This window comes from Lentzea sp. NBRC 102530, assembly GCF_030269365.1.
Classification (GTDB): Bacteria; Actinomycetota; Actinomycetes; order Mycobacteriales; family Pseudonocardiaceae; genus Lentzea.
Window position 1 is genome coordinate 581,594 of sequence record NZ_BSTF01000003.1, and the last position, 23,312, is coordinate 604,905.

Annotated in this window: 27 protein-coding genes; 14 read left to right on the forward strand and 13 right to left on the reverse strand. The window is 69.4% G+C overall.

Going from position 1 to position 23,312, the window contains the following annotated elements:
* Positions 1–28: 28 nt before the first annotated feature.
* From clpB to QSK25_RS10500, 7 genes are all read left to right on the forward strand, one after another.
* Complete coding sequence (gene clpB / locus QSK25_RS10470; protein ID WP_285637086.1) at positions 29–2,611, forward strand: ATP-dependent chaperone ClpB; 2,583 nt, start codon at positions 29–31, stop codon at positions 2,609–2,611.
* 271 nt (positions 2,612–2,882) lie between these two features.
* Positions 2,883–3,617 (forward strand): TtfA family protein, encoded by a 735-nt coding sequence (locus QSK25_RS10475; RefSeq protein ID WP_285637088.1) that lies wholly within the window; start codon positions 2,883–2,885, stop codon positions 3,615–3,617.
* A 209-nt stretch (positions 3,618–3,826) separates the two neighbouring features.
* Positions 3,827–3,976 (forward strand): LPXTG cell wall anchor domain-containing protein, encoded by a 150-nt coding sequence (locus QSK25_RS10480; protein WP_285637092.1) that lies wholly within the window; start codon positions 3,827–3,829, stop codon positions 3,974–3,976.
* A gap of 49 nt (positions 3,977–4,025) precedes the next feature.
* Positions 4,026–4,799 (forward strand): SDR family NAD(P)-dependent oxidoreductase, encoded by a 774-nt coding sequence (locus QSK25_RS10485; RefSeq protein WP_285637093.1) that lies wholly within the window; start codon positions 4,026–4,028, stop codon positions 4,797–4,799.
* Positions 4,800–4,836: 37 nt separating this feature from the next.
* Entirely contained in the window at positions 4,837–5,151 is a 315-nt protein-coding gene (locus QSK25_RS10490; RefSeq protein WP_285637095.1) for a hypothetical protein, read from the forward strand.
* Positions 5,148–6,065, forward strand: coding sequence for a WXG100 family type VII secretion target (locus QSK25_RS10495; protein ID WP_285637098.1), 918 nt, complete (start codon positions 5,148–5,150; stop codon positions 6,063–6,065). The genes QSK25_RS10490 and QSK25_RS10495 overlap by 4 nt, the downstream gene beginning before the upstream one ends.
* Entirely contained in the window at positions 6,062–6,499 is a 438-nt protein-coding gene (locus QSK25_RS10500) for a hypothetical protein (RefSeq protein WP_285637101.1), read from the forward strand. Before QSK25_RS10495 ends, QSK25_RS10500 begins: the two co-directional genes overlap by 4 nt.
* A gap of 1 nt (position 6,500) precedes the next feature.
* On the opposite strand, the gene QSK25_RS10505 is transcribed toward QSK25_RS10500, so the two are convergent.
* Complete coding sequence (locus QSK25_RS10505) at positions 6,501–7,052, reverse strand: hypothetical protein (RefSeq protein WP_285637103.1); 552 nt, start codon at positions 7,050–7,052, stop codon at positions 6,501–6,503.
* A gap of 65 nt (positions 7,053–7,117) precedes the next feature.
* Here QSK25_RS10505 and pyrE point away from each other — a divergent pair, with 65 nt between their 5' ends.
* From pyrE to QSK25_RS10525, 4 genes are all read left to right on the forward strand, one after another.
* Entirely contained in the window at positions 7,118–7,672 is a 555-nt protein-coding gene (gene pyrE / locus QSK25_RS10510) for an orotate phosphoribosyltransferase (protein ID WP_285637614.1), read from the forward strand.
* A 63-nt stretch (positions 7,673–7,735) separates the two neighbouring features.
* Positions 7,736–8,104, forward strand: a complete 369-nt coding sequence (locus QSK25_RS10515) for a DUF2784 domain-containing protein (protein WP_285637107.1) — start codon at positions 7,736–7,738, stop codon at positions 8,102–8,104.
* Positions 8,076–8,741 (forward strand): TrmH family RNA methyltransferase, encoded by a 666-nt coding sequence (locus QSK25_RS10520; protein ID WP_285637110.1) that lies wholly within the window; start codon positions 8,076–8,078, stop codon positions 8,739–8,741. The genes QSK25_RS10515 and QSK25_RS10520 overlap by 29 nt, the downstream gene beginning before the upstream one ends.
* Before the next feature lie 25 nt (positions 8,742–8,766).
* Positions 8,767–9,864 carry a glycoside hydrolase family 76 protein gene (locus tag QSK25_RS10525; protein WP_285637113.1) on the forward strand — a complete coding sequence of 366 codons (1,098 nt, stop codon included), beginning with the start codon at positions 8,767–8,769 and terminating at the stop codon, positions 9,862–9,864.
* On the opposite strand, the gene QSK25_RS10530 is transcribed toward QSK25_RS10525, so the two are convergent.
* Together QSK25_RS10530 and QSK25_RS10535 are read right to left on the reverse strand one after the other, a co-directional pair.
* On the reverse strand, positions 9,854–10,585 hold the full coding sequence (locus tag QSK25_RS10530; protein ID WP_285637616.1) for a sugar phosphate isomerase/epimerase family protein: 732 nt from the start codon (positions 10,583–10,585) through the stop codon (positions 9,854–9,856). The genes QSK25_RS10525 and QSK25_RS10530 overlap by 11 nt on opposite strands.
* On the reverse strand, positions 10,579–11,553 hold the full coding sequence (locus tag QSK25_RS10535; protein WP_285637116.1) for a LacI family DNA-binding transcriptional regulator: 975 nt from the start codon (positions 11,551–11,553) through the stop codon (positions 10,579–10,581). Before QSK25_RS10535 ends, QSK25_RS10530 begins: the two co-directional genes overlap by 7 nt.
* Before the next feature lie 34 nt (positions 11,554–11,587).
* Here QSK25_RS10535 and QSK25_RS10540 point away from each other — a divergent pair, with 34 nt between their 5' ends.
* Both QSK25_RS10540 and QSK25_RS10545 read left to right on the forward strand, forming a co-directional pair.
* Positions 11,588–12,433 (forward strand): PfkB family carbohydrate kinase, encoded by an 846-nt coding sequence (locus QSK25_RS10540; protein WP_285637118.1) that lies wholly within the window; start codon positions 11,588–11,590, stop codon positions 12,431–12,433.
* 23 nt (positions 12,434–12,456) lie between these two features.
* Positions 12,457–13,032 (forward strand): nucleoside/nucleotide kinase family protein, encoded by a 576-nt coding sequence (locus QSK25_RS10545; RefSeq protein WP_285637618.1) that lies wholly within the window; start codon positions 12,457–12,459, stop codon positions 13,030–13,032.
* Here the strand turns inward: QSK25_RS10545 and QSK25_RS10550 are convergent.
* Positions 13,029–14,012, reverse strand: coding sequence for a right-handed parallel beta-helix repeat-containing protein (locus QSK25_RS10550; RefSeq protein WP_285637120.1), 984 nt, complete (start codon positions 14,010–14,012; stop codon positions 13,029–13,031). The genes QSK25_RS10545 and QSK25_RS10550 overlap by 4 nt on opposite strands.
* Before the next feature lie 62 nt (positions 14,013–14,074).
* Positions 14,075–14,758, reverse strand: a complete 684-nt coding sequence (locus QSK25_RS10555) for a DedA family protein (RefSeq protein ID WP_502881820.1) — start codon at positions 14,756–14,758, stop codon at positions 14,075–14,077.
* A 119-nt stretch (positions 14,759–14,877) separates the two neighbouring features.
* Between QSK25_RS10555 and QSK25_RS10560 the strand changes: the two genes are divergently transcribed.
* Positions 14,878–16,248, forward strand: a complete 1,371-nt coding sequence (locus QSK25_RS10560) for an FAD-binding oxidoreductase (protein ID WP_285637126.1) — start codon at positions 14,878–14,880, stop codon at positions 16,246–16,248.
* Between the two features lie 159 nt (positions 16,249–16,407).
* Here the strand turns inward: QSK25_RS10560 and QSK25_RS10565 are convergent, their stop codons facing one another.
* The 8 genes from QSK25_RS10565 to QSK25_RS10600 all read right to left on the reverse strand — a co-directional run bounded on the left by QSK25_RS10565 (position 16,408) and on the right by QSK25_RS10600 (position 23,283).
* Positions 16,408–17,814 (reverse strand): amidohydrolase family protein, encoded by a 1,407-nt coding sequence (locus tag QSK25_RS10565; RefSeq protein WP_285637129.1) that lies wholly within the window; start codon positions 17,812–17,814, stop codon positions 16,408–16,410.
* Between the two features lie 34 nt (positions 17,815–17,848).
* Complete coding sequence (locus QSK25_RS10570) at positions 17,849–18,049, reverse strand: hypothetical protein (RefSeq protein ID WP_285637132.1); 201 nt, start codon at positions 18,047–18,049, stop codon at positions 17,849–17,851.
* Positions 18,049–19,188 carry a glycoside hydrolase family 18 protein gene (locus tag QSK25_RS10575; protein ID WP_285637135.1) on the reverse strand — a complete coding sequence of 380 codons (1,140 nt, stop codon included), beginning with the start codon at positions 19,186–19,188 and terminating at the stop codon, positions 18,049–18,051. Before QSK25_RS10575 ends, QSK25_RS10570 begins: the two co-directional genes overlap by 1 nt.
* A gap of 389 nt (positions 19,189–19,577) precedes the next feature.
* Entirely contained in the window at positions 19,578–20,297 is a 720-nt protein-coding gene (locus QSK25_RS10580) for a DedA family protein (protein WP_285637620.1), read from the reverse strand.
* A gap of 23 nt (positions 20,298–20,320) precedes the next feature.
* Entirely contained in the window at positions 20,321–20,515 is a 195-nt protein-coding gene (locus QSK25_RS10585) for a hypothetical protein (RefSeq protein WP_285637138.1), read from the reverse strand.
* A gap of 4 nt (positions 20,516–20,519) precedes the next feature.
* Positions 20,520–21,671, reverse strand: a complete 1,152-nt coding sequence (gene nagA, locus QSK25_RS10590) for an N-acetylglucosamine-6-phosphate deacetylase (protein ID WP_285637148.1) — start codon at positions 21,669–21,671, stop codon at positions 20,520–20,522.
* Positions 21,671–22,579 (reverse strand): ROK family protein, encoded by a 909-nt coding sequence (locus QSK25_RS10595; protein WP_285637151.1) that lies wholly within the window; start codon positions 22,577–22,579, stop codon positions 21,671–21,673. Before QSK25_RS10595 ends, nagA begins: the two co-directional genes overlap by 1 nt.
* 140 nt (positions 22,580–22,719) lie before the next feature.
* On the reverse strand, positions 22,720–23,283 hold the full coding sequence (locus tag QSK25_RS10600) for a SigE family RNA polymerase sigma factor (protein ID WP_030477748.1): 564 nt from the start codon (positions 23,281–23,283) through the stop codon (positions 22,720–22,722).
* Positions 23,284–23,312 lie beyond the last annotated feature (29 nt).

Consider the following 23,312-nt stretch of genomic DNA (forward strand, 5'->3'; position numbering starts at 1 on the left):
TGCTGGAGGCTGACCACGAGGTGGAGGAATGGACGCTTTCAACCCGACGACCAAGACGCAGCAGGCCGTGTCCGCGGCGGTGCAGGCCGCCACGCTGAACGGGAACCCCGACGTGGGTTCCGTGCACCTGCTCAGCGCACTGCTGGCGCAGACGGACGGGTTGACCGCGCCGTTGCTGTCGGCCGTGGGCGCCGACCCCGGGCAGGTGCGCAAGGAGCTGGAGCAGCTCTCCCGCGGACTGCCGAGCGCTTCCGGTTCCACCGTGTCCGCCCCGCAGTTCTCGCGCGACGCCGTGCGGGTGATCAACCGGGCGCAGGAGCTCGCCACCGAGATGGGCGACGAGTACGTGTCCACCGAGCACCTGCTCGTCGGGCTCGCCCAGTACGGCGGGCTGGTGGCCGACCTGCTGCGGCGCAACGGCGCCACGCCCGACGCGCTGACCGAGGCGTTCACGAAGGTGCGCGGTTCGGCGCGGGTGACGTCGGCCGACCCCGAGGGCACTTACAAGGCGCTGGAGAAGTTCGGCGTCGACCTGACCGAACGTGCGCGCAAGGGCGAGCTCGACCCGGTGATCGGCCGTGACGCCGAGATCCGCCGCGTCGTGCAGGTCCTGTCCCGGCGCACCAAGAACAACCCCGTGCTGATCGGCGAGCCCGGTGTCGGCAAGACGGCGATCGTCGAGGGCCTGGCGCAGCGCGTCGTGGCCGGCGACGTGCCGGAGTCGTTGCGCGGCAAGCGGGTCGTGTCCCTGGACCTCGGCTCGATGGTCGCGGGCGCCAAGTACCGCGGTGAGTTCGAGGAGCGGCTCAAGGCCGTGCTGAAGGAGATCACCGACTCGGCCGGGCAGGTCATCACGTTCATCGACGAGCTGCACACGATCGTCGGTGCGGGCGCGACCGGTGAGTCGGCGATGGACGCCGGCAACATGATCAAGCCGATGCTGGCCCGCGGCGAACTCCGGATGGTCGGTGCCACGACCCTCGACGAGTACCGCGAGCACATCGAGAAGGACGCCGCCCTGGAACGCCGCTTCCAGCAGGTGCTGGTCGGCGAACCCTCGGTGGAGGACACGGTCGGCATCCTGCGCGGCCTCAAGGAGCGCTACGAGGTGCACCACGGCGTGCGCATCACCGACGCCGCACTCGTCGCCGCCTCAACGCTGTCCGACCGCTACATCACCGCGCGCTTCCTGCCGGACAAGGCCATCGACCTGGTGGACGAGGCCGCGTCCCGGCTGCGCATGGAGATCGACTCGCGGCCCGTCGAGATCGACACCGTCGAACGTGCCGTGCGGCGCCTCGAGATCGAGGAGATGGCGCTGTCGAAGGAGTCCGACGCGGCGTCGGTCGAACGCCTGCACGCGTTGCGCGCCGAACTGGCCGAGAAGCGCGAGGAACTCTCCGCGCTGACCGCCCGCTGGCAGAACGAGAAGGGCTCCATCGACCGCGTGCGCGCGTTGAAGGAGCAGCTCGAGTCGTTGCGCGGTGAGTCGGAACGGGCCGAGCGCGACGGTGACCTCGGCCGTGCCGCGGAACTCCGCTACGGCCGGATCCCCCAGCTGGAGAAGGAACTCGCGGTCGCGGCGGAGTCCACACAGGACGCTGCCATGCTCAAGGAGGAGGTCGGCCCGGACGACGTCGCGGACGTGGTGTCGGCGTGGACCGGCATCCCCGCGGGCAGGCTGCTGGAGGGCGAGACCGCCAAGCTGCTGCGGATGGAGGACGAACTCGGCCGCCGCGTCGTCGGCCAGGCCGAGGCCGTGCGCGTCGTGTCGGACGCGGTGCGCAGGACGCGCGCCGGAGTCGCCGACCCGGACCGCCCGACGGGGTCGTTCCTGTTCCTCGGCCCCACCGGTGTCGGCAAGACGGAGCTCGCGAAGGCGCTGGCGGCGTTCCTGTTCGACGACGAGCGGGCGATGATCCGCATCGACATGAGCGAGTACTCCGAGAAGCACTCGGTGGCCCGCCTGGTCGGCGCGCCTCCCGGCTACGTCGGCTACGACCAGGGCGGCCAGCTCACCGAGTCGGTCCGCCGCCGCCCGTACTCGGTCGTGCTGCTGGACGAGGTCGAGAAGGCGCACCCGGACGTGTTCGACGTGCTGCTGCAGGTGCTCGACGACGGCCGCCTCACCGACGGCCAGGGCCGCACGGTCGACTTCCGCAACACGATCCTCGTGCTCACCTCGAACCTGGGTTCGCAGACCATCGTGAACCCGACGCTCACCGAGGTGGAGCGCAAGGACGCCGTGATGGCGGTGGTGCAACGCCACTTCAAGCCGGAGTTCCTGAACCGGCTGGACGACGTCGTGGTCTTCCACGCGCTCGCCACCGAGGAACTGACGTCCATCGTGGACATCCAGATCGCCCGCCTCGCCGACCGCCTGGCCGCGCGCAGGCTGACGCTCGACGTCACGACGGCCGCGCGCGACTGGCTGGCGCTCAACGGCTTCGACGCGATCTACGGGGCGCGGCCGTTGCGGCGGCTGGTGCAGTCGGCGATCGGTGACCAGCTGGCCAAGGAACTGCTGGCCGGCGAGGTGCGGGACGGCGACACGGTGCGGGTCGACGTGGTGGACGACCAGAGCGGCCTGATCGTGGGCCGCACCGCCTGAACCACGGGAGAAGCACGCGGGACGGGGATCCGGACGGGTCCCCGTCCCGTTTCGTCTTCAGCGGCTCTCGACCGTCAACCCCGGGTTCCCGGTGAGCTGCGCCGGGCAGATCGCACTCGGCTTCGAGCCCCCGGGCCGCTGCGGAACCCCGGCCAGCCGACCGCGGCGAGCCGGGCCGCCGTCGGGCTGCTGAACCGGGGAAAGGCACGCCGAGGTCACGACGCGCGGAAGTGATCTTCGTTCCTCGCCTCCGACCCACTACGCTGGCCTCGTGGGCATACCGGCGTGGGTCTGGTTCACCGTCGCCGCGGTGGCGGGTGTGGCGGGGTTCGCCCTGCTCGCGACCGACCGGGCGCAACGAACCGCGCGTAATCGTGAACGGCGCCGTTGGGCTGCCCTGCGTGGCTGGCAGTTCGAGGAGACAGACCACGTGCTGCCGACCCGGTGGGAAGCCGGGGCCATCGCGTACTACGGCACGGGCCTCGCCCGCGACGTCGTGGCGGGCTCCACCTTCACCGCCGACGGCCGCAGGCAGGTCTACGTGCTCGACCACGAGACCGGCGGCAAGGTCAACTCCGTGCTGGTCGGCGTGCGCTGCCGGCGGGCGTTGTCGGTGGTGATCGAACTCTGGCTGTCGACCGTGCCGTTCCAGCGCGACGACGACAAGAAGCCGATGCCCGACATGCTCGGGCCGGTCGGGTCGCGGTACGCGTTCGTCACGGACGTGCCCGCCGCCCGCAAGATCATCACGCCGGACCTGATCGACGCCGCCGAGGAGATCGGGGGCGACGTCACCGTCGTCTGGATGGAGAACGACTGGGTGCTGGCCGCCGCGCCGCCCAACTCGTCGCCCGCGCGCCTGGAACGGCTGCTGCGCGACGTCGGTGAGCTCGCGGACGTCATCGACCCGTTCGACCCGGACCCGTCCGAGCGCGAGGAGCCGGTGGCCGAGGACGACGAGGGCGGCGAGGTCTACCGGCCGTCGTTCGGACGCAAGCAGAACTGACGGTGGGTGACCGGCAGGCGTATGTAGCGCCTGTCGTACCGCCCCGGCCAGCGGCATTCCAGACCGCGACTAAAGTGCTGTGATTCACGTCACATAGCGCTCCGTGTAAAACATCGGCGCCTGATTCAGATACTCCGTTCAGTTGAACCGTCGTGTCCCCGAACCCCCCGAAGGGAAGCACGATGTACGGAGGAAAGATTGTCCCGCCCGTGGCCGTGGCCGGTACGGCGTCCGTCGTGACGCTGGCCAACACGGGTGCCTCGGTCGGATGGATGCTGTTCGGCGGGGTCGCGCTGGTCGTTTCCGGCCTCGCACTGCGCCTGTTCGTGCTGCGCCGCCCGGCGAAGCACGAAGCGTGATCATCGGCGGCCTTCGACCCCGGCGCCCGACCGACTACCGTGCGGACGTATGCCAACCGCACTGGTGACCGGATCGACCGTCGGGATCGGGGCCGCCTTCGCCCGCAGGCTCGCGGCCGAGGGGTACGACCTCGTGCTGGTCGCGCGCACCGCGCCCGCACTCGAGGAACTCGCGAAGCAGCTGCACGACAGGCACGGCGTGCACGTCGACGTGCTGCCGGCCGACCTCAGCGACCACGACGACCGGCTCAAGGTCGAGCAACGGCTCGCCGAGCAGGCCGTCGACCTGCTGGTGAACAACGCGGGCTTCGCGAACAGCGGCGAGCTCTTCGCCACGGACGTCGAGAAGCTGCAGAGCCAGCTCGACGTCAACGTCACCACCGTGCTGCGCCTGTGCCGGGCCGCGATCCCGGCCATGATCGCGCGCGGCAGGGGCGACGTCATCAACGTGTCGAGCGTCGCGAGCTTCCTGCCCGGCCGCGGCACGAGCTACAGCGCCGACAAGGCGTGGGTGACGGCGTTCTCCGAAGGCACGGCTCTCGCCGCCGCGGGCACCGGTGTGCGGATCATGGCGCTCGCCCCCGGTTTCGTGCGGACCGAGTTCCACAAGCGCGCGCGGATCGACATGACCAAGACGCCGAACTGGCTCTACGTGCCCGTCGAGAAGCTGGTGCACGAGGCCCTGCGCGACCTGCGCCGCGGCAAGGCGCTGTCGGTTCCCGGCCTGCAGTACAAGGCGATCGTCACCATCGCCACGCGGCTGCCGCGGGGGCTCGTGCGCAGGATGGCCTCGCGGTTCGCCGGCGGCCGCGGTCGCACCTGACCGGAACCGTTCGGCCGAACGGCGCGTCGGAGGGCACGTGAGCGAACAGTTCCACGTCGAACCGAACGAGTTGCGGGGCTACAGCGAACTGCTGGACCGCAACGCCGGGCACTTCCTGACCATCAAGGACCACGCGATCTCCAAGGGCGGTGACACCAGCGGCTTCACCGGCCTGCTGACGTTGCTGCACCCCGTCGTGACCGGTGTCGCGAGCCTGTACGGGGAGACGTTGGACTTCGCGAACAAGATGATGACCAAGGACGCCGACGCGCTGCGCAAGACGGCCGACTCCTACGAGAAGGTCGACCTCCACGGCGTGCAGCTGATGAAGCAGGCGGGTGGGGGCCGATGACCACGGCGTACGCGGACGTCCAGGACCCGGCGGTCGCGCTCAACGCGGCCGCCGAGAACCGCCCGGGCAGGCAGACCACCAAGGAGCTCATCGAAGCCGCCGGGTGGAAGCTGCAGGGCGTCAACTGGATCTACGAGAAGGTCACCGGCGAGAACCTGATCGAGTCGCTGATCAGCCCGCTGGTCGGTGACTTCGAGAAGATCGACGCCAACGCCAACGCGTGGGACCAGGTCGCGAAGGCGCTGGACTCCGTGCGGCACAACGTCGGTGACGGTGTCGGTCAGCTCAACCCGCACTGGAACGGTGGCGCCGCGCAGGCGTTCGAACGCCGCATGGACACCATGTGGGTCATCGCGATCGAGGCGGACTCCCAGGTCGCCCGGATCATCGGCAACAAGTTCCAGTCGATGGCCTCGGCCTGCCGGTCGGCCACGAAGGTCGCGCTGTTCCTGCTCGACAAGCTCTGCACCATGCTGCTCGAAGCGGCCATGACCGCGGTGATCCCGGTCGTCGGCTGGGGCCGCGCGGTGTGGATGGTCTACGACGCGATCCAGATCGTCGACGCCATCCGCAAGATCATCCAGTCGATCATGACGCTGATCGAGGGCGTCAAGGGCATGGTCGACGGCATCGTCGCGATGGGCACGGCGCTGATGAAGCTCAAGGACGTCCGGGACGTCAACGACGCGCTCGACGTCGTCGACGGCGTGCAGGACGGCAAGCAGAAGTTCGACAACGGCGTGGCGGCGGCGAAGTCCGGCGCGATCGGGGTCGGCCTCGGCGCCTACAGCCTCGGCAAGGCGGGCTCGGCCGCGTCCGGCAGGTACAGCACGCCGAGCACGGGCAGCGGCGGCGGAGCCGGTGGTGGCGCACCCGCACCCGCCCCGGCGCCGAGCGGTGGTGGTCAGCAGTGACGTTCCCCTACGACCAGGCACGCCTGCAGGCGCTCTTCGCCGAGGTCGACTCCAGGGTCGACGACCTCGGCAAGGTCGCGACGGCCGCCTCCCAGGTGCAACGCCGTTCGCGCGGACTGTCCGAACAGGACCTCGCCGAGATCGAGCGGTTCGCGAAGTCGCCGAAGGCACCGCAGGAGCTCAAGGACCTGCAACGGCGGGTCGACGCCGGCGAGATGTCGTGGGCCGACGTCGCCGCCGGACGGGCCATCCACGATCCCGGCGTGCAGCAGGCACTCGCCGTCGGCGTCCCCGACCTCCAGCGCGCCTACCAGGCGCTCGAAGAAGGTCAGGACCCCGAGGACGTCATCGCCTCCGGCACACCCGCCCCGCCGCCTCCCCGCGACGACGACGAGGACGACGGTCCGAGCCACTTCCGCAAGGACGCCTGGTAGGTCAGACGGGCCAGTCCACGCCGCCGCTGCTGGTGTGGCTGGTCCCGGTACCCCGCACGACGTCGAAGGCGACCGCGCACGCGGTCGCCAGCGACCGCACCGGTTCGGTCACCGCGGGGTTGATCCGCACGACGTCCCGGCGCACCCGCGAGCCGTTCCGCTTGGCCCGTGCGCCGGTCTGGATCCGCGCGACGTCACCGAAGAAGCAGAGCTGCTGCCCGGTCGCGTCGTGCAGTGACTGCTGCCACGCGCCGTGCGTCTTGATGGTCCCGATGAGCTGGCCCTGCGGCGTGGTCACGCGCACGTGCGGACGGCGGCCGAAGCCCTTCTCGATGCCCATGATCGGCTGGCCGTTCGGCGCGACCACGTCGAGGTCGAACGTCGTCCAGCCGGAGAACCCGGTGTGCCGCAACGGTCGCTGGACGCCGGGGCCGCTGCGCTCGCGCACCACCATGACCGGCACGTCCCGTTCGTCGAACACCTCGACCCGGTAGTGCGGCCGGGCCAGCAGGCTCAGGAACGTCCACGGCTGTTCCACGTACAGGGTGCTCACGGTGATGCAGCGTACGAGGCGTCGCCCGCTCATATGTGCGAAGCTGACGACCCGTGCGAACTGAAGTGGTCTTGGACGCGAACGCGAAGTCGGAACTCGCTCGTCTGGTGAGCGAATTGGCCGTGGTGCACGGCAAGGTGACCCTCTCCAGCGGCAAGGAAGCCGACTACTACGTCGACCTGCGGCGGGCGACGCTGCACCACGCGGCGGCTCCCCTGATCGGCAAGCTGCTGCGGCAGCTCACATCGGACTGGGACTTCGTCGCGGTCGGCGGTCTGACCCTCGGCGCGGATCCCGTCGCCTACGCGATGATGCACTCCGCCTCGGCGGACGGTGACGTGCTCGACGCGTTCGTCGTGCGCAAGGCGAACAAGGCCCACGGCATGCAGCGGCAGATCGAGGGCATCGACGTGCGCGGCCAGCGGGTGCTCGCGGTCGAGGACACCTCCACCACGGGCGGTTCGGTGCTCACGGCCGTCACGGCGTTGCGCGAGCACGGGGCCGAGGTCATCGGCGTCGCCACGGTCGTCGACCGCGGCACGGGCGCCAAGGAGGCCATCGAGGCCGAGGGTCTGCAATACCGCTACCTGCTCGACCTGAACGACCTCGGTCTCGCCTGAGGTTTTGTCGAGAGCGGTTCGAGCCATCCCGTCCTAGTCTGGAACAGGGACGGGGTGGTGCGAATGGCCAGATCTCTTGCCGAAGCGGTCATGCTCCTGCACTTCGCGGTGCTGGCGTTCCTGCTCGTGGGCGGATACCTCGCCTGGCGGTGGCGCTGGGTGATCTACCCGCACCTGGCCCTGGGCGCGTGGGCGGTCCTGAGCATCCTCACGCCGACGGTCTGTCCCCTCACGACCTGGGAGAACGACCTCAGGGCGATGGCGGGCCTGCCCGTGCTGGAAACCGGGTTCATCGACCACTACATCGACGGCGTCTGGTACCCGGAGAGCGCGTCGACGCTGGTCCAGCTGGTGCTGGGGTCGATCGTGATCGTCTCCTGGATCGGCTTCTATGCTGGTCACCGTGCTGCTCGAAGGCTTTCACGCTGTTAAGCACGCGCTGCGCTTCGGCGGGCACGTGGACCCGTTGATCACGACGGACCTCGCCGCCGCGGTCGCCCTCGCCGAGACGCACGCCCCCGACCTGCGCGAGCGGTTCGCCGCCGCCACCGAGGTCGACCAGAGCCACTTCAAGCTGCGGGTGGGCCGCACGCACCCGACGGGCGTGGCCGGGTTCGCCGAACGGCCCGAGCTGGCGTTCGACCGCCAGGCCCCGGTCGTGCTGCTGGACAACCCCCGCAACCTCGGCAACTTCGGCGCGGCCATCCGGGTGGCGGCCGGGCTCGACGCGGGTGGCGTGATCTCCACCGGTGACGTCGACCCGTGGCACCCGAACGTCCTGCGCGGCTCGGCGGGGCTGCACTTCGCGCTGCCGGTGGCGAAGGTCACGAGCCTCGACTTCGCGGGCGAGCTGATCGCGTTCGACGCGGACGGTGACCTGCTGAAAGGCCCGATCCCGGACGACGCCGTGCTGGCGTTCGGCTCGGAACGCCACGGCATCTCCGACGAGGTGCGCGCACGGGCGTCCCGGATCGTCCGGCTGCCCATGCGCGAGAAGGTCAGCAGTTACAACCTGACAACTTCTGTGGCGATGGGCCTGTACCACTGGGCGATTCACCGAGCTTCTTGATCGGTCAAGCGCGCACCATGATCGGGTGGCGATCGCGAAACTGCTGGCAGCGCGTGCGGGTGTCGCGGAGCGCGCGGTGTACTCCAGGCACCTGCGCAGGGTCTGGGGTGTGCCGGGCACGCTCCTCGGGGCGCGGGCGTGGCCCCCGCTCTTCCGGGACAAGATCCACACCAGCTTCAACTACTGGTGGCAGGCGCACCTGCTGGACTGCATGATCGACGGTTACCTGCGTTCGCCCAACGAGCTGCGCAAGACCGCGATCACCAAGGTCGTGCGCGGCATCCGGGTCCGCAACATCCTGGGCTGGACCAACGACTTCTACGACGACGTCGCGTGGCTGGGCCTGGCCCTGCAACGCGCCGAGCGCGAGGTCGGCATCGCGAAGCCCAAGGCGGTGAACGCGATCGCCGAGCAGCTGCGCGACGGCTGGACCGACCACGCCGGCGGCGGCATCTGGTGGAAGCGCGACGACGACTTCAAGAACGTCCCCGCGAACGGCCCGGCGGCGATCTTCCTGGCCCGCCAGAACGAACGCACCGACCTCGCCCGCGCCCGGTCCACTGTGGACTGGATCGAGGAGCACCTGGTCGACCCCGGCAACGGCCTCGCGTGGGACGGCCTGCACGTCCACCCCGACGGCGAGATCCGCGAGTACGAGAAGAACATCTTCACGTACTGCCAAGGAGTTCTCATCGGCGCGTGCGTCGAGCTGGCCCAGCACGGCCAAGCCGAGAAGTGGCTCGACAAGGCCGCGCGCACGATCACGGCCGTGCACGACGACCTCGCCACCAACGGCGTGATCCGCGGTCAGGGCGGCGGCGACGGAGGCCTGTTCGCGGGCATCCTCACCCGCTACCTCGCCCAGGCCGCGCTGATCATCCCGGACCTCGACCCCGACCGGCACGAGACCGCCGACCTGGCCCGCGAACTCGTGGTGCAGTCGGCGGAAGCCGCGTGGACCAACCGCGTGATGGCGGTCAGCGGTCCGCTGTTCGGCCCGGAGTGGACTGTTCCGGCCGATGAGGTGGAGGGCCGCGACCTGTCCGTCCAGCTCGGCGGCTGGATGTGCCTGGAAGCGGCCGCCCTGCTCGAACGGCGCGGGCTGGACGTCGCTACGGCTTGATCCAGCTCAGCAACGCCTTGGCGTCCTCGCGGAACTGCTCGGGTGAGTCGTCCAGCACGAACTCCAGCAGCGCGTTGCGCTCGACGCCGTCCTTCGCGAGCTCCGAGAGCACCGGCTTCCACAGGTCGCGGCGCTCGGCGAGCGGGAACCGTTCGGTGAAGCCACCGGGACCCCACGAGAAGACGTGCGCCGTCACGGGTTCGAGCGTCCGCACCTCGTGCACGGCCGAGAACACGTCCTGACCGCCGCGCGGCTGCCAGTACGACACCACGCCGTCGACCTCGTCCAGCAGCTGCACCGTCGAGTCGAGCGTGTCCGTCAGCGTGTTCCGGTGGTACTCCAGCGCGATCTTGGTGCCCATCGCCTCGGCGTGTTCGACGGCGTGGTGCAGCGCGTCGACCACCGGCCCGCGGTCGGGTGTCTCCTCGGAGCCGGACGTGCCCGCCCAGACCCGCACGAACGGCGCGTCCAGCTCGGCCGCGGTCTCGAGGACCGGCGCCAGGTCGGCGCGGTCGGAGACCCCGGCGCGGTAGTACGACCCGTACGCCGCCACCTTCAGGCCGGTGTCGAGGGCCTTGCGCGCCGCCGCGAAGTCACCGGGCGGCACGTGCACGTCGCCGCCCCACTCCACGGCCTGCAGGCCGCACTCCGTCGCGAGCTCACCGATCTCGGAGACCGTGAGCTGCCGGAACGTCACCGAGACGAGGCCGGGGATCAACATCCGCACGACTGCCGGTGCATGAGGGAGGGCGCGAGCCGGATGGTCTCCGGTGGCCTCTCGGGGTCGGCGATGCGGGAGAGCAGCAGTTTCACCGCGGTCCGTCCGATCTCCTCGACCGGCTGGGCCAGTGTGGTGAGCGGCGGTTCGATCAAGGTGGCCCACTCGACCTCGTCGTAGGCCACCACGGCCAGGTCCGTGCCGAGCTTGAGACCGCGGGCGCGCATCTCGTGCAGCATGCCGACCGTGACGAGGTGGTCGGCGGCGACGACGGCGGTGGCCGGGTCGTCCTGGTCGAGCAGCGGCGCGAGCCAGCCGCTCTGCGAGACCAGGGCCTCGTCCCACTTGAGGCCGGCGCGGCCGAGGCCGAGGCGGTAGCCCAGGATGCGTTCCTCGGTCGTCGCCACGCCCGCCTTGCCGCAGACGATGCCGATCCGCCGGTGCCCGAGTTCCGCGAGGTGCCTGACCAGGCCGGAGGTGGCCTGGACGTTCTCCGGCCCGACCTGGTCGATGTCCTTGGCGACGGTCAGCCGGTCCACCAGCACGGTCGGGATGCTGAGTCTCTTGAGTTCCGGCAGCACGAGACTCCCGCCGCCGGCCGAGGGTGTGAGCAGCAGCCCGTCGACTCTGCGCGAGCGCAGCATTCGGACCGCGGCCTGCTCGGACTCGGGGGTGTCCCGCGTGTCGATCAGCACGAGCGAGTAGCCGTTGCGAGTCGCTTCCGACTCGATGGCGGCGATCAGCTCGGCGAAGTACGGGTGGGAGACCAGTGACACGGCGAGGCCCAGCGACTTCGTGCCGCCCATGACCAGCGAACGCGCGATGGCGTCCCCCGTGTACCCGGTCTCGTCGATCGCCTTCTGGACGCGCTCACGCGTGTCCCCGGCGACCGGCCGCGTCTCGTTGATCACGTGTGACACCGTGGTGATGGAGACCCCCGCGAGAGCCGCGACATCCCGCATGGTGACCATGACCTGGGACCATACCCGTTTGGAGGAAGCCCAGATGGCAGCCGTGCTGTGTGTCGGGCTCACAACTCTCGACGTGACCCAACGGGTGGACGAGTTCCCGGATCCCGGGCAGAAGATCCGCTCGCTCGGCGTGGCGCTGACCCCCGGTGGTCCGGCGGCCAACGCGGCACGGGCCGTCGCGGCGCTCGGAGGACGGGCGTCGCTGCTCACCGCGTTGGGCGCCGACGCACTGGGTGAATTCGTCCAGGCCGCCTTGGAGCCCGTCCAAGTCACCGCGGTCGAGGGAACGACGCCGGTGAGCATGGTCGTCGTCCGGGACTCCGACGGCGAACGCACGGTCGTGTCCCGGAACGCATCGGTGCAGGTGGTCGCGCCCGATCTGGCCGAACTGCTGGCCGCGGCGGACGTGGTGCTGGTGGACGGGCACCACGACGGGCTGGTGATCCCCGTCGCTCGTCAGGCGAAAGCTCTCGGATTGCCTGTGGTGCTCGACGCCGGGAGCTGGAAACCTGTCCTGGATCACCTGTTGCCGCTGGTGGACGTGGCCGCCTGCTCTTCCGGGTTCGAGCGGTCCGAGGCCGAGGTGCACTCCTTCGGGGTGCCGCTGGTCATTCGCACGCAGGGTGCGAAGCCGGTCACCTGGTCGCGGAACGGCTCGCGCGGAGAGCTGCCCGTGCCCGTGGTGGAGGTGAAGGACACGAACGGTGCCGGAGACGTCTGGCACGGCGCGTACGCCTTGGCGCTCGCGTCGGGGGCGGACCCGGTGGAGGCCATCGGCTTCGCGTCGGAGGCGGCCGCCGTTCGCGTCGGTGCGGTCGGGGACTGGGTTGAGAGGCTGGCGCGGTGGCAGGACAGCAGGTCAGGTTCGACGAGCTGCTAGAACGGGCTCGGGCGCTCGCGGACATGGGTGAGCGCAAGATTCTCGGCATCGGCGGCGCACCCGGTTCCGGCAAGACGACACTCGCGCGGCGGCTCGTCGAGGCCCTCGACGGCCAGGCCGCGCTGGTCGAGATGGACGGCTTCCACCTCGCGCAGAGCGTGCTCGAACGGCTGCGGCTGGTCGAACGCAAGGGCGCGCCCGACACGTTCGACATCCCCGGCTACGTGGACCTGCTCGGCCGGATCAAGGCGTGCGGGCCGGACCTGATCTACGCGCCGGAGTTCCGCCGCGAGATCGAGGAACCGGTCGCCTGCGCCGTGCCGGTGCACCCGGACGTCCCGCTCGTCGTCACCGAGGGCAACTACCTGCTGCTCAACTACGACAAGTGGAAGCGCGTCCGGATCATCCTGGACGAGGCGTGGTTCCTGTTCATCGACGAGGACGTGCGCGTGCAGCGCCTGATCGACCGGCACCTGCGGTACGGGCGGACCCTGTCGGAGGCGGAGGAGAGGGTGCTGCACGGCACCGACCACGTCAACGCGTTGATGGTGAACTCGTCGAAGGGATCAGCGGACCTGCTGATCACCGAGGTGCTCTAGGAACAGGTCAGGCCGGAGCAGCCGAGGGCGTCGTTGCTCGAGGAGTTCCCGCCGCCGTCGGTCACGGCACCCTCGGGCGCCCACATTCCGTACTGGCCGTTGTTCTCGCTGGTGTTCCTGCGCACGGTGATGTCGAGTGGAATCGGGACGTCGATTCGCAGGCCGTCGCGCCGGTTGTCGGCGAACGTGTTGCGCTCGATCAGCAACGGGCCGTTGAGCGTCGTCTGGGCGCGCACGGCCAGGCCTGCCTGCTGCATCTTCTCGAACCTGTTCCCGCGGATGATGCCGCTGACCGGCCGGTGGACGCCGAGCCAGTTGCCGGTGCTGAACGTGTTGTTCAGCAGTTCGACCCGGCCGCTCGCGATCACCTCGGCGCCTTTGAGGTCGCTGCCCCGGATGGTCAGCCGTTCGAGCCCGCCGATGGTGAGGGAGTGCAGCGTGGTGTTCACGACGTCGGCCTTGATGGCCCCGACGAAGTTGATGCCGTGCCAGCCGCCGCCTCGCAGGACCAGGTGGTCGGAGTAGATCTGGTTCAGGCTGGACGTGCTGTCGACCAGTTCGCAGCGCGTCCCGCAGAACAACCGCCACATGGTGATCCTGCTGCGCACGAACGTCACCGTCGAGCCGGTCCAGTCGCCACCCGAGGCCGAGCTCGGCTGCCCCATGGTCAGGTCGACGAACCGGGTGCCGGTCGCGTTGACCGCCTCGACGTTGCTGGGGATGGTGCCGTTCCGGACCGTCGTGCCGTCGACGTCGACCATCCTGATGGCGGGGGTGCCACTCAGGGTGTGTCCGTTCAGGTTTATTTTCAACCCATTCGCACCGACGATGAGCGCGGGCGCGTTTCCGCAGCTCCAATCGCCCGTCAGCGTGAAGTTCTGCGTGATGACCTGACCGCATTGCGGCATCGGTTGTGCCTGCGCCGGTGTTACTGGGCCGAACAGGGCAATTAATGCGATGAATGCGCCGATGAATCGCATGAAAGGCCTCCCCGCCTTTTCTCGTGGAAAGGACAGGTAAGCACTGTTCGAACGATTTGTCGCTAGTTCGTTCCGACTTCGGCCGTTTCGTCGATCGGCTTGGCCATCTCCTGGCGGTAACGCCAGATCCCCCAGCCGGTGCCGCCCAGGAAGAACGCGATGCTGACGATGATGGCGGCCGTTTCGAGCCACGGCACCGACTCGATGATGCCCGCGCCGTAGTAGCCGGCCAGCACCAGCGTCGGCACCCACGCGACGGCGCCGAAGGTCGTGGCCACGGTGAACTTGCGGAGATCCATCCGCGCGGCGCCCGCGATCATCGGGGCGAGCGTGCGGATCCACGGGATCCAGCGGGCGAGCACCACCGCCCAGAACCCGCGGCGGTCGAGGAAGTCGCCGGCGCGTTTCAGGTTGTGCCGGTTCAGCACCTTGCCGCCCTTGCGGGCGAGCACGCGCGTACCGGTGCCGCGGCCGATGTAGTACCCGACGAGGTTGCCGACGACGGCGATGACCAGTGCGGCGAGGGACAGCAGCCACGCGGACAGCTCGCTGTTGTGCGTCGCCAGCACCACGCCCGCCGCGAACAGCAGCGAGTCACCGGGCAGGAACAGCCCGAAGATGAATGCGCACTCGACGAAGATGAAACTGAGCACGATGACCCAGACGGCCACCGGACCAGCGGACTCCAGCGAGGCGAAAGCGTGCGCCACGGTGAACCAGCCTACGTCGTGCCGTGCGGGTGGCATGGCGACATCGGTCTGACGGGTTGTCCAAATCTGGGTTGAGCACACCGGATCACCACGTGAACTCCCCTCCGCCGAGATCGCCGTCGAGTGGAACGGCCGGTTCGGGCTAGCGTGGCTCCATGGAGACCTTGCTCGCGGAACTCCGCGCCGCCGTGGGTGATTCCGGCGTGTTGACCGACACCGACGTCACCGCGAGCTACCGGCGCGACATGATGCCGCTGGCCCCGCACGGCAGTCCGCTGGCGGTGGTGTTCCCCCAGAACACGGGGCAGGTCCAGGCGGTCGTGCGGGCCTGCGCCGCCCACGGGGTCCCGATCGTGCCTCGTGGTGCCGGCAGCGGCCTCTCCGGTGCCGCGAACGCGATCGAGGGCTGCGTCGTCCTCGTCCTGACCAAGATGAACGCGATCGTCGAGGTCGACCCCGACAACCGCCTCGCCGTCGTCGAGCCGGGCGTGGTCAACCTCGACCTGCGCGGCCGCGTCGAGAAGGACGGCCTGTTCTACCCGCCGGACCCGAGCAGCTACGACTGGTGCACGATCGGCGGCAACCTCTCCACCAACGCCGGTGGCCTGTGCTGCGTGAAGTACGGCGTGACCACCGACTCGGTGCTCGGCCTCGAGGTCGTGCTGGCCGACGGGGAAGTGCTGCGAACCGGCCGCCGCACCGTCAAGGGTGTCGCGGGCTACGACCTCACCAAGCTCTTCATCGGCTCCGAGGGCACGCTCGGCGTGATCACCCAGGCCACCCTGGCCCTGCGCCCGTTGCCGCAGGCCCCGGCCACGCTCGTGGCCGCGTTCAGCACCACGGCCGCCGCGGGCAGGGCCGTCAGCAAGATCGTCCGCGAGGGCCTGGTGCCGTCGTTGATGGAGATCATGGACCGCACGTCGATCGAGGCGGCCGAGACGTACCTGAAGACCGAGCTCGGCGCCGGACCCGGCTGCGCGGCGTTGCTGATCTGCCAGTCCGACGCGGGCGGCGAGCAGGCGCGGCACGAGCTGGCCCAGATCGAGGAGATCTGTCTGGAGGCCGACCTCGTCTACGCGACCGAGGACGTCAACGAGGGCCGCGACCTGCTGACCGCCCGCCGCGCCGTGCTGACCGCGCTGGAGATCTACGGCTCGTGGCTGACCGACGACGTGTGCGTGCCGCGCACCCGCATCGCCGAGCTGATCCAGGGCTGCGAGGACATCTCCGCCGAGGTCGGCCTCAAGATCGCCGTCGTCGGTCACGCCGGTGACGGCAACATGCACCCGACGATCGTCTACGACCCGGCCGATCCCGATCAGTTCGCGCGGGCGCAGAAGGCGTTCGACGACATCCTGGCCGTCGGTCTTTCCCTGGGTGGCACGGTCACCGGGGAGCACGGAATCGGCAAGATCAAGCGCGAGTGGCTCGCGAAGGAGATCGGGCCGGTCGGGTTGCGGGTCCACCGCGAGATCAAGCGCGCGCTGGACCCCGGCAACCTGTTCAACCCGGGCTCGATGTTCTAGTGGTGTGGCTCGGAACGTTGCCGGGGGAATTCGCGTTCAGACGGGTGCATCGTGGTGCCGCCCCCACGTCCTCGTACTGGTGGTACGGGGGCGTGGGGGCGGTGACGGGAGGCGCCCTGCTGGGCGTGGATTACCTCGCCAACGTTCCGAGACGCGCCACTAGCAGCAGGTCCGTGCCGCCGGCGGGAACGGTTCGGCGGCGGCCTTCTCGACTTCCGCGAGCATCTTCCGCCGTTCCTGCGGCCCGAGGACTCTCCCTCGGGTCAGGACGGTGTGGATGCGTGTGGTGTTGCGGATGTCCGCGAGCGGGTCGGCGTCGAGCACGACGAGGCTGGCTTCGGCGCCGGGCCTGATCTTCGTGTTCCTGGTGGCGGCGTCGAGGACGGCCTTGGGCGAGAGGCCCGCCTCGGTCAGGAGCTCCAGTTCGTCGTGCACGGAGAAGCCCGGGAACGCGTACGGGTTGCCCGCGTCCGTGCCGACCAGGACCTCCACGCCGTGGTCGTGCATCTCGGCGGTCTGGTCCATGCGGCGCTTGAGGAAGTCGGCCTGCTGCCGGATCTCCTCGTCCGTCGTGGGCGCCCAGTTCTTCAGGCTGTCGCGCCAGAAGTCCCGGTAGGAGGCCGGCAGGTACTTCGTGTTGGGGCTGTTCGCGAACCGGTCCGCCGGGCTGGAGAGCACGCGCATCGTGACCATCGTCGGGCAGAGCGCGGAGTTGTTGCGGCGCAGGCGGTGCGCGAGCCTCGCGGCCTTGCTCCGGCTGTGCGACAGGGCCGCCTGCCGTTCGAACTCCAGCACCTGCCTGAACCAGGCGAACGGGGCGGCCGGGTCGAGCGGCAGGGTCGCGATCGCTTGGCGCAGCTGGGTTTCGTTGCTGCTGGTGGCGAGCGGGAGGCCGTACATGTGCTCGAACGTGCGCTGCCCGAGGTCGCTCGCGTCACCCATCGCGACGTGGGCCGAGCAGTGCCCGGCGAAGGTGATGCGCTGTCTCGCGCACTCGTCGGCGATGGCGGCGAGCGTCGGCCGGTCCAGGTACGAGTAGACCTTCACGAAGTCCGCGCCGGTGGCGTTCCGGACGGCCTGGCGGCCTTCTTCGGGCGTGCTGACGATCGTCGCGCCGGGCAACGTGGAGTGCGGCCCGTCGATGATCGCGCTGGCCACCACGAGCCTCGGGCCCAGCACCTCGCCGCGTTCGATGCGGTCGCGCAGGTCGTGGAGCTGCGGGAAGCCCCACATCTCCCGGATGCCCGTGACGCCGTTGACCAGGCACAACGGCAGGGTGATCCGGTCCAGGTACGCGCCGTGCACGTGCATGTCCCACAGCCCGGGGATGACGAACTTGCCGTGCAGGTCGAGCGTCGTGGTGTTCGGCGGCAGGTTTGTGGGGTTCGTCGCGAGAACCCTGTCGTCCGCCAGCACGATGGTGGTGTTCGGGCGGACGCCGGACGAGTCGATCACCGTCACCCCGCGCACGGCGGTGACGTTCGTCGTGGCCCCGGCCCGGCCCGGCAGCGCCACCGCCGCGCCGAGCCCGGCCAGCCATCCCAGCACTTCACGTCGTGTGGTCATGCCGTTCAACCAACACCTTGACGTAACGGGAGACTCAAATCCTTTCGAGCACTTCCCTGGTCTCGGACGCCCACAACGGGCTGGCGCTGAGCTCGACGAGGTCAGGAACCAGCCGTCGTCTCAGCTCCGGCTCCAACGTGTCCCCGACGTACTTCAGGGCGGCCGCCACCTGCCACGCGTCCGGACTCCGCAAAGCCTGGCGCAGCAACGCGATCCGGTCCTCCTGCCGCTGCACTAGCGGGACATGGCTTTCAACAACGAGTGCTGCGCGTCGTCATGCCCCAACGCCCACATGAACGTGCCGAGCAGGCCGCGTGCTTTCGCGTAGTCCGCACGGAGCTTGATGGACCGCGGGTTCTCGAACGACACGAACTTCTTCTCCGCCGCGTTGTACAACCACGGCGACTGCGCCACGGGGTGCCAGTACTCCTTCCACCCCGGTGCGTTCCTGAGGTTCCGGACCTCGTCGTACCCGTCCACCCAGAACGCGCTGTCGTACGGCTGGTAGAGGCCGTGCTGCCGGCCCTCTGCCTTGACGTTGAAGCCGCGGCCGTAGAAGGGCACGCCCAGCACCATCTTGTTGCTGGGGACGCCGTGGCGCTCGTAGTAGTTGATGGCGCCCACGACGTTGTTCCACCTGCGGTCCTCGCGCGGCATCGGGTCGTTGGCGACCTCTCTGAAGCCGGCGTTGAAGGTGGCCACGGGCGAGAAGCCGGTGCCCAGGTCGTAGGTCATGACGTTGATGAAATCCATGACCTCGGCCAGTTCCCGGAGTTCGAAGCTCTTCGCCGGGTCGTAGGGGCCGTCGGTCTGCAGACGGCCTGCCGGGAGGGCTGCGGTGACCAGCTTCTTGTTGCCCAGGGCCGTGCGGAAGTCCTTGGTCAGCAAGGTCATGTTGCGCTTGTCCGCCGGGCGGTCGGTGATCTCCGTCGGGCCGCCGTAGACCGGGAACTCCCAGTCGATGTCGATGCCGTCGAAGGTGCCGTCGGTGAAGAACAGCTCCTTGCAGGAGTTGATCAGGGTGTGGCGGGTGGCTTGGGTGAGAGCCGCGTCCGAGAAGCCGCCTGCGCCCCAGCCTCCCAGGGAGATCAGGGCTTTGAGGCTCGGCTTGCGTTGCTTCAGGGCTCTGATGTCGGCGAAGTCCTTTTGGGCGGTGGTCGCCGGCATCGTGCACTTGCCGTTCTCGATGGTGGAGAAGGCGTAGAAGAGGTGGGTGATGGGGGTGTCGGTGGGGATCTGGGAGATGGGCTTGGAGCCGCTGAACCAGTTGCCGTAGTAGGCGCCGACGATCTTGGTGCGGTGTGTGTTGGGCGCTGCTTCGGTTGGTGCCGTTGTGGCTGTTGAGACGGCCAGGGCGGTCAGGGTGACCGCCAAGCTTGTGCGGAACAGCGACATCTTTGCGGTCCCCTCCCCGGTGGTCCAGACCACTTCGAACCTAGGGGCGGTGTCCGGTTCGCCGCAAGGTCGCGGGTGGAAACCGGTCCGATCGGCCCCGTCTTGACTGCGTCCCCGGGATTCCGTCACCTTGCGAGGGTGGTCCGGTTGGGGCGGGACGAAAGAGAGTTGGGGTGCGGTGCCGGCTGTCTGGTTAAGCGCGCGCCTGGCTTGAGTGGGTGGTCGGCTTGCGTTGACGACTGCGGTCGGCAGTGCAGGTTCGCGGCCCCAGCCTCCTCGCCCGCTCCCTCCCCTCTTCCCTTCCCCCGCAACGCAAAAGGCCCACCTGCTCCGAGAGCGGGTGGGCCTTCTTGGCTTGCGGTGTGCGGTCAGCGCTCCACGCGCGGGATGACCTGCGTCGCGTCGTCGTGGTGCACCTGCGCCTGCATCACCTGGGTGATGTCGTCGGCCTCGGCCTCCACCAGCGTCTTCTTCTCCTTGCGTGCCTTGATGACCTCGATGATGATCGGCACGATCGACAGGAAGACGATCGCCAGCAGGGTGATCTCGAGGTTGTTCTTGATGACCGAGACCTGGCCGAGGAAGTAGCCGAGGATCGTCAGGCCTGCCGCCCAGGCGACGCCGCCGATGGCCGAGTACGTGAAGTACTTCTTCGGGTCCATCTTGCCCACGCCCGCCATCGCGGTGATGAAGGTGCGGACGATGGGGACGAAGCGGGCCAGGACGATGGCGCGGGCGCCGTACTTGTCGAAGAACTCCTGCGTCTTGTCGACGTACTCCTTCTTGAAGATCTTCGACTCCGGCTTGCTGAAGAGCGCCGGGCCTGCCTTCTGGCCGATGTAGTAGCCGACGACGTTGCCCACGAAGGCGCAGATCGTCAGCAGTACGCAGACCAGCCACAGCGGGGTGTCGATGGTGCCGGCGGCGACGAAGAGGCCCGCTGTGAACAGCAGGGAGTCGCCCGGCAGGAAGAAGCCGACGAGGAGCCCGCACTCCGCGAAGATGATGAGGCACAACCCGATGAGCATGTACGGGCCGAGCCCGTTCAGCAGCACGGTGGGGTCCAGCCAGTCAGGGCCCAATGCAATCGTCACGCGCCCAACGGTACAGGTCAGCCGAGCGTGATCACCGCCGCCACCGTGCCCGCGGCCAGGCCGAGGAGCAGTGCGAGGCCCAGCACCCACCACGCTGACATGGGTGCCGGGGGCTCGTCGTCAAAACGGACAGGTACGGCAAATCCGGCATTTGTGCTGGTGGCCTGGGCTCTCAGAGCGTCGGTCACCAGTCGTTCCGGATCGTCTGCCATGCACCTAGTCCTTCACCCACTCGCCCTTGACCATCACGTCCCGGGGCTTCAATTCTGCATCCAGGACTACCAGGTCCGCGGCCAGGCCGGCGGCGAGCCTGCCCGTGTCGAGGCCGAGGAGTTCGGCGCCGCGGGTCGAAGTGGCGTGTGCGGCCTCGACGAGAGAGAGGCCGCACGAGTTGACGGCGTTGCGGAACGCCACGTCCATCGTGAGGGTGCTGCCGGCGAGGGCGGCGCCTCCTGCCAACGTTGGAACGCCGTCGACGACTCGGACTTCGAGGCCGCCCACGTCGTACACGCCGTCGCCCACGCCTGCCGCGGCGATGGCGTCGGTGATGAGGATCGTGCGGTTCAGGCCCGCGTGCCGGGCCGCCAGGCGGACGGCCGTGGGGTGCAGGTGCACCAGGTCGCAGATCAGTTCGACGGTCACGCGTTCGTCGTCGAGCAGCGCGCCGATCGGGCCCGGCTCGCGGTGGTGCAGCGGGCGCATGCCGTTGAAGAGGTGCGTCGCGACGGACGCGCCGGCGTCGACGGCCGGTCGGACCTGCGCCTCCGTCGCGTCGGTGTGGCCGATGGCCGCGATGACGTTCGAGTCCACGAGCTGGCGGACGGCCTGGACGGCGCCTTCCAGTTCGGGCGCGATGGTGATCATGCGGACGGTGCCCTTGCCCGCGTCCAGGAGCTTGGTGACGGCGGTGTGCTCCGGCGGGCAGAGGATCGCCGGGTCGTGCGCGCCGCAGCGGGCCGCCGAGAGGAACGGGCCCTCCAGGTGCACGCCCGCGACGACGCCCTCCTGGACCAGTTCGGCGAGTGCCGAGACCTGGTCGGCGAGTTCCGGGACCGGGCGGGAGACCAGCGACGCGAGCAACGTCGTGGTGCCGTGCCTGCGGTGGGCCGCGGCCGCCTTGCGGATCTTCACCGGGTCGCTGCTGGTGAACGCGTCGCCGCCACCGCCGTGACAGTGGATGTCCACGAAGCCGGGCACGATCGTGCCGCCCGCGACGTCCATCGTCTGTCCGTCCGGTGCGGTGCCCTCGCCCACGGCGGCGATGCGGCCGCCCGAGATGCTCACCCACCCGTTCTCGAGCACCCCCTCCGGCGTGACGACCCGACCACCGGTCAGGGTCACGTCGACTGGTCCACCCCACGTGCTCATCACGCCTCCAGCGTGTCGATGGCCAGCAGCGCCGCGCCGAGGAAGCCCGCCTCGTCGCCGAGCGCCGCGAGCCGAAGCTCCGGTCGGCGCTGGAAGGCGATCAGCCCGTCCAGCCTTTCCCTCAGGGGCTCCACCAGCAGGTCTCCTGCGAGTGCGAGCCCACCGCCGAGCACGACGGCCTCCGGACCGAGCAGCGTCGCCAGCACCAGGATCCCCCTGGCGAGCGCGTCCACGGCCTCGTGCCACACGGCGACGGCGTCCTGCTCCCCGTCACGGACCCTGCGCGCGACTTCAGCGGCGCCGTTGACGGGGGTGCCGGTACGTGCGGCGTACCGGCGGGCGATCGCCGCGGAGGACGCCACTGTCTCCACGCAGCCGATCTGGCCACAGGCGCAGGGCACGCCGTGGCCGACGTTCACATGGCCGATCTCGCCCGCGTAGCCCTCGCCGGCGAAGATCTTCCCGTCCAGCAGCAACGCCCCGGCGATGCCCGTGCCGATGGGCATGATCACCGCGTTGCGCAGGTCCCTGGCGGCACCCATGCGGCACTCGGCCAGGCCCGCGGCCCGCACGTCGTGACCGAACGCGGTGGGCACGCCCAGCCGTTCGGACAGGACGGTGGCGAACGGGAACCCGCTCCACGGGAGGTTGGCCGTGTACACGCCGACGCCCCTGGCCTCGTCCACGATGCCCGGCGCCACGACTCCCACGGCGTCGATCTCGTGCTCGGAGGCGTTGCTGAGCTCCTCGACGAGCTCGGCGATGACGTCGAGCAGGGGCTCCAGCTCACCGGGAGTCGCCCGGCGGGCGTGCTTCACCGCCGCCACCGCGTCCGAGGTGCCGGTGACGAGCGCCGCCTTGGTTTCGGTGCCACCGATGTCGACGGCGACCACGTGTCTGCGTGCCACGGGGACTGATCCTGCGGCATGGGGGGCCTATTGGTCTATACCAAGTACCGATTTGGGCGCGTGGTCTTACGAGCTGAAACCGCCCGCAACGGGCAAAACGGCCTCAACTGGGGAAACGGTCAAGTTGCCTTACTGTCGGCTCAGCCCGCCATGATCTTCTGCAGGGCGTCGAGCGCACGGGACGCCGTCGACTTCACGGTGCCCTTCGAGATGCCGGTGGCCTCGGCGATCTCGGCCTCGGACAGGTCGCCGTAGTAGCGCAGCACGAGCACCTCGCGCTGGCGCGGCGGGAGCTGCTGCAACGCCTTGACCACGGCCTGGTGCTCCGCCGTCAGCATCGCGAGCGACTCGGCCGAGCGCGCGTTCGCGACGTGCGGGGGCGTGTAGTCGCGGGCCGTCTTGCGGCGGCGCAACACGCTGCGGGAACCGTTGACCACGGCCGTGCGGAGGTACCCGACCGCGGCCTGGGAGTCGCGCAGACCCTTCCAGTTGCGGTGCAGGCCGGTGAAAGCCTCCTGGACCACGTCCTCGGCGGTCGACGGCTCGTCGACGAGCAGCAGCGCGAGCCTGACCAGGCGCATGCGGTGCTGCTTGTACAGGTCTTCGAGCGTGAGGGGCCCTGTGGGAGGTCCTGCGACGCCGTCCTTGATTCGCAGGTTGGTCAGGGTGTCCTGCACGGTGCGCGGGGTTTCTTCGCCAACCACAAGGTAGGACGGTACCGGTCAGCTTCACT

Bases quoted from the DNA above. Each gene is read 5' to 3' on its own strand.
- QSK25_RS10515 (WP_285637107.1), top strand. From the start codon at position 7,736: ATGGCCAGATCTCTTGCCGAAGCGGTCATGCTCCTGCACTTCGCGGTG.
- clpB (WP_285637086.1), top strand. From the start codon at position 29: ATGGACGCTTTCAACCCGACGACCAAGACGCAGCAGGCCGTGTCCGCG.
- QSK25_RS10485 (WP_285637093.1), top strand. From the start codon at position 4,026: ATGCCAACCGCACTGGTGACCGGATCGACCGTCGGGATCGGGGCCGCC.
- QSK25_RS10585 (WP_285637138.1), bottom strand. From the start codon at position 20,515: ATGGCAGACGATCCGGAACGACTGGTGACCGACGCTCTGAGAGCCCAG.
- nagA (WP_285637148.1), bottom strand. From the start codon at position 21,671: ATGAGCACGTGGGGTGGACCAGTCGACGTGACCCTGACCGGTGGTCGG.
- QSK25_RS10540 (WP_285637118.1), top strand. From the start codon at position 11,588: ATGGCAGCCGTGCTGTGTGTCGGGCTCACAACTCTCGACGTGACCCAA.
- QSK25_RS10495 (WP_285637098.1), top strand. From the start codon at position 5,148: ATGACCACGGCGTACGCGGACGTCCAGGACCCGGCGGTCGCGCTCAAC.
- QSK25_RS10560 (WP_285637126.1), top strand. From the start codon at position 14,878: ATGGAGACCTTGCTCGCGGAACTCCGCGCCGCCGTGGGTGATTCCGGC.
- QSK25_RS10535 (WP_285637116.1), bottom strand. From the start codon at position 11,553: ATGGTCACCATGCGGGATGTCGCGGCTCTCGCGGGGGTCTCCATCACC.
- QSK25_RS10550 (WP_285637120.1), bottom strand. From the start codon at position 14,012: ATGCGATTCATCGGCGCATTCATCGCATTAATTGCCCTGTTCGGCCCA.
- QSK25_RS10530 (WP_285637616.1), bottom strand. From the start codon at position 10,585: ATGTTGATCCCCGGCCTCGTCTCGGTGACGTTCCGGCAGCTCACGGTC.
- QSK25_RS10555 (WP_502881820.1), bottom strand. From the start codon at position 14,758: ATGCCACCCGCACGGCACGACGTAGGCTGGTTCACCGTGGCGCACGCT.
- QSK25_RS10545 (WP_285637618.1), top strand. From the start codon at position 12,457: ATGGGTGAGCGCAAGATTCTCGGCATCGGCGGCGCACCCGGTTCCGGC.
- QSK25_RS10565 (WP_285637129.1), bottom strand. From the start codon at position 17,814: ATGACCACACGACGTGAAGTGCTGGGATGGCTGGCCGGGCTCGGCGCG.